Below are 3,192 nucleotides of genomic sequence, written 5' to 3'. Positions count from 1 at the left end.
CGCAACCTGAGCAATTGGGCCAGGCCAAGCCAGCCCAGGAGCCCGCCAACGGGGTTGTAGTTGGGGAGAGCAGCAGGATTGTAGTTGGCACCCATGAGCCAGACAGGGATGGAAGGCTCCAGGCTCAGAAGTCCTGATTGCAGTGCAAACCACCCTGCCACCAGCCCACCGTGCAGGCCCACGGCGCCGGCCAGCAGGTTGCCGTCCCTGCTGCACTGCCCGGCCAGAACCAGGCCCAGCACAAACATCCCCGGCAACAGCCCCAGGGGGATGGCCCATCCCTGATCAAAGCGGGTGTGCAACACGCTAAACACCGCAGCCTGGGCAGCAACAGCCGGGATCCAGTTGAGTCGTAACTGCAGCTCTCCCCAAAGCCACCCACGAAACACCAGCTCTTCCGCAAAGCCAACCCCCATCAAGGCCACGGCGTTGACGACTTGGCCAAGGGTGAGCCCATCACCCACACGGGCTTGCCCCAGCACCAGGAGCGCCAGGCTCAAACCCAACAGCACCAGGGCAGCCTCCAAAAGGCCCCGGACCAGGGCGCGGATGGACCTCTTGAAGGGCGCATTGAGACCCAGGCAGCGCCAAGGGCGGGCAATCCCCCAGACGCGACGCAGGCGCAGGGGAAGGCAGACGAGAAACAACACAAAGGCCCCCAGGCTGACCAGCAGCTTCACAGCACCAGGGTCCATTCCCAGCCATAACAGGGGACGGGTGAACAACCAGGCCAGAGCCAGCAGCAGCGGCACAAACAGCAAGGTGCCCAGCCAACGGGGACCCGGCTTCGCCTCCCGCCTCACGTTTCTGGTTCAATCGTACTGGTGAGTCCCTTGCTCTTGAGCTGCTCGCTGTAAAACTCGGCAGGCTCCTGGTCGCAGACGATCACCAGACCGACGCCCGTATTGTGGGCCGCCAACATCACGGCCACGGCATCCTGCTCACTAAGCTGGGGAACCACCTCCTGCAGGGTTGCCACCACGTAGTCCCTGGTGTTCACAGGATCGTTGTGAAGGAGGACGCGATACAGGGGTTGCCGCTTGCGTGTGCGTTGCTCTTGGGGCACAAGGACAGTTGTGCCACCTTGTCTTGAAACCATGTCGCGGAGCATGATTAATGTCGAGTCTCTAAACAGGATCTCCCCGATTAATTTACCTGACCGGCTGGTTGACGGCATTTCACTGCAGCTTGCATCGGGCAAGACGGGTCATGGCAGCCTCCACCTGGCCACGGCTGTTAAAGGCTGAAAGCCGCAGGTAACCCTCCCCGGCGGCGCCAAAACCGGCCCCGGGTGTGCCCACAACATGGGCCTGGTGGAGCAGTTGGTCAAAAAACTGCCAGGAATTCATGGAAGCCGGGGTCTTGACCCACACATAGGGAGCATGTTGACCGCCGTACACCGCCAGACCCAGGCGCTGGAGCTGCTGTCGGATGATGGCGGCGTTGTCCATGTAAAAGGTCACCAGCCTGGCCACCTGGGCCTGGCCGGCGGCGGAATAGACGGCCTCGGCGCCCCGTTGCACCACGTAGCTCACACCGTTGAACTTGGTGCTCTGGCGACGGCTCCAAAGTTGCCAGAGGGACACGGCATCTCCGTTCCTGGTGTGGCCGCTCAGGGTCTTGGGAATCACGGTAAAGGCGCAGCGTGTTCCCGTGAAGCCGGCCTTCTTGGAGAAGGAGCGGAACTCGATGGCGCAGTCTCGGGCCTCCTCCACTTCAAAAATGGAGTGGGGCAACTCCGAATCCTGGATAAAGGCTTCGTAAGCCGCATCAAATAGAATCAGGGCGTCATGGCTGCGGGCATAGTCAACCCAACGCTGCAACTCGGCACGGGTGGCCACCGCCCCGGTGGGATTGTTGGGGAAGCACAGATAGATCAGATCCGCCGGCGTTGCCGGCAAGGGGGCGCGAAAGTCGTTGTCCGCAGTGAGGGGCAGGTACTGCAAGCCGCCGTAGCAACCCTGATCATTTGCGGGACCCGTATGACCGGCCATCACGTTGGAGTCCACGTAGACGGGGTAGACCGGGTCGGTGACGGCAATGCGGTTGTCGTCCCCGAGGATGTCCAAAATGTTGCTGGTGTCGCACTTGGAGCCATCGGAGATGAAGATCTCGTCTGCTTCAATGGCGCAGCCCCGCTGTTGGTAGTCATGCTGGGCGATGGCCTGCCGCAGCCAGTGGTAGCCCTGCTCGGGACCGTAGCCATGAAACCCCGTTCTCGTCCCCATGGCTTCAACGGCTGTTGCCATGGCATCTGTGCAGGCGGCGGGCAACGGCTCGGTGACGTCCCCAATGCCCAGCCGGATGAGATCGGCCTCGGGGTGCTGGGCAGCAAAGGCCTTGATGCGGCGCTGAATCTCCGGGAATAAATATCCGGCCCGCAACGTTTGATAGTAGCTGTTGACGCGCACCATGGCAGCACCGGGGACAGAGACCCCATCCTATGGATAGGGGGTGGCTCTCACCCCGCGCTGTTTATCGATTCCAAGCCCATGCCCCCTGCCGCAGCGACCGCCCCCGTCCCCTTCCGCAAACTGGTTGATCGCGGCATCAGCAAACCGGGACGCTACCTGGGCCAGGAGCGGGGCGCCCTGCATCAGCCTTGGGAACAGGCGTCATTGCGCTGGTGTCTCACCTATCCGGAGCTCTACGAAGTGGGGGCCAGCAATCTGGGGCACGTCATCCTCTACGGCATCCTCAATCGCCTGCCGGGGCAGCTCTGTGACCGGGCTTATCTGCCTGCGGCAGATCTTGCCGCCCGGCTGCGGCAGCAGGGGGTCCCCCTGTTTGCAGTGGAAAGTCGTCGGCCCCTGAAGGCGTTTGACGTTCTTGGCTTCAGCCTCAGCTATGAGCTGGGGGCCACCAACATCCTGGAAATGCTGGATCTGAGTGGCTTGCCCCTGTGGGCCCGGCAACGGGCGGACGTGCCCCTGGACCATCCCCAGGCCCAGCCCCTCGTCTTTGCGGGTGGTCAAACCGCCACCTCCAATCCCGAGCCCTATGCCGCTTTTTTCGACTTCATGGCCCTGGGGGACGGGGAGGAGTTGTTGCCGGAGATAGGCCTGGTGGTGCAGGAAGGCAAGGCCGCAGGCCTGAGCCGATCAGCCCTGTTGCGGGATCTTGCCCAGGTGCCGGGGGTGTACGTCCCCAGCCTGTATCAGCGCAACAACGACGGGCGGGTTGTGCCCCGGT

Annotated in this window: 3 protein-coding genes and 1 pseudogene; 1 reads left to right on the top strand and 3 read right to left on the bottom strand. The window is 62.8% G+C overall.

The genetic code is table 11. The annotated features are described in order from the left end of the window. The 3 genes from FLM9_RS00590 to FLM9_RS00580 all read right to left on the bottom strand — a co-directional run. The coding region (locus FLM9_RS00590) for a CPBP family intramembrane glutamic endopeptidase (protein WP_257242936.1) at nt 1-752 on the bottom strand (752 nt) is incomplete at its 3' end. A 47-nt stretch (nt 753-799) separates the two neighbouring features. Next, nucleotides 800-1,099: an ATP-dependent Clp protease adapter ClpS gene (gene clpS, locus FLM9_RS00585; RefSeq protein WP_257242935.1), complete on the bottom strand. Its 300-nt coding sequence runs from the start codon at nt 1,097-1,099 to the stop codon at nt 800-802. 79 nt (nt 1,100-1,178) lie between these two features. Continuing rightward, complete coding sequence (locus FLM9_RS00580; RefSeq protein ID WP_074456776.1) at nt 1,179-2,414, bottom strand: LL-diaminopimelate aminotransferase; 1,236 nt, start codon at nt 2,412-2,414, stop codon at nt 1,179-1,181. Between the two features lie 78 nt (nt 2,415-2,492). Here FLM9_RS00580 and FLM9_RS00575 point away from each other — a divergent pair. Beyond that, nucleotides 2,493-3,192 (top strand): annotated as a pseudogene (locus tag FLM9_RS00575) (B12-binding domain-containing radical SAM protein); the annotation flags it as partial.

Source organism: Candidatus Synechococcus spongiarum (assembly GCF_900047545.1).
Taxonomy (GTDB): Bacteria; Cyanobacteriota; Cyanobacteriia; order PCC-6307; family Cyanobiaceae; genus Synechococcus_B; species Synechococcus_B spongiarum_C.
This window is presented reverse-complemented; position numbering and strand designations above follow the sequence as displayed.

What these genes read in the sequence shown, in the direction of transcription:
- clpS (WP_257242935.1), bottom strand. Translation starts at nt 1,099, where the DNA reads ATGGTTTCAAGACAAGGTGGCACAACTGTCCTTGTGCCCCAAGAGCAA.
- FLM9_RS00580 (WP_074456776.1), bottom strand. Translation starts at nt 2,414, where the DNA reads ATGGTGCGCGTCAACAGCTACTATCAAACGTTGCGGGCCGGATATTTA.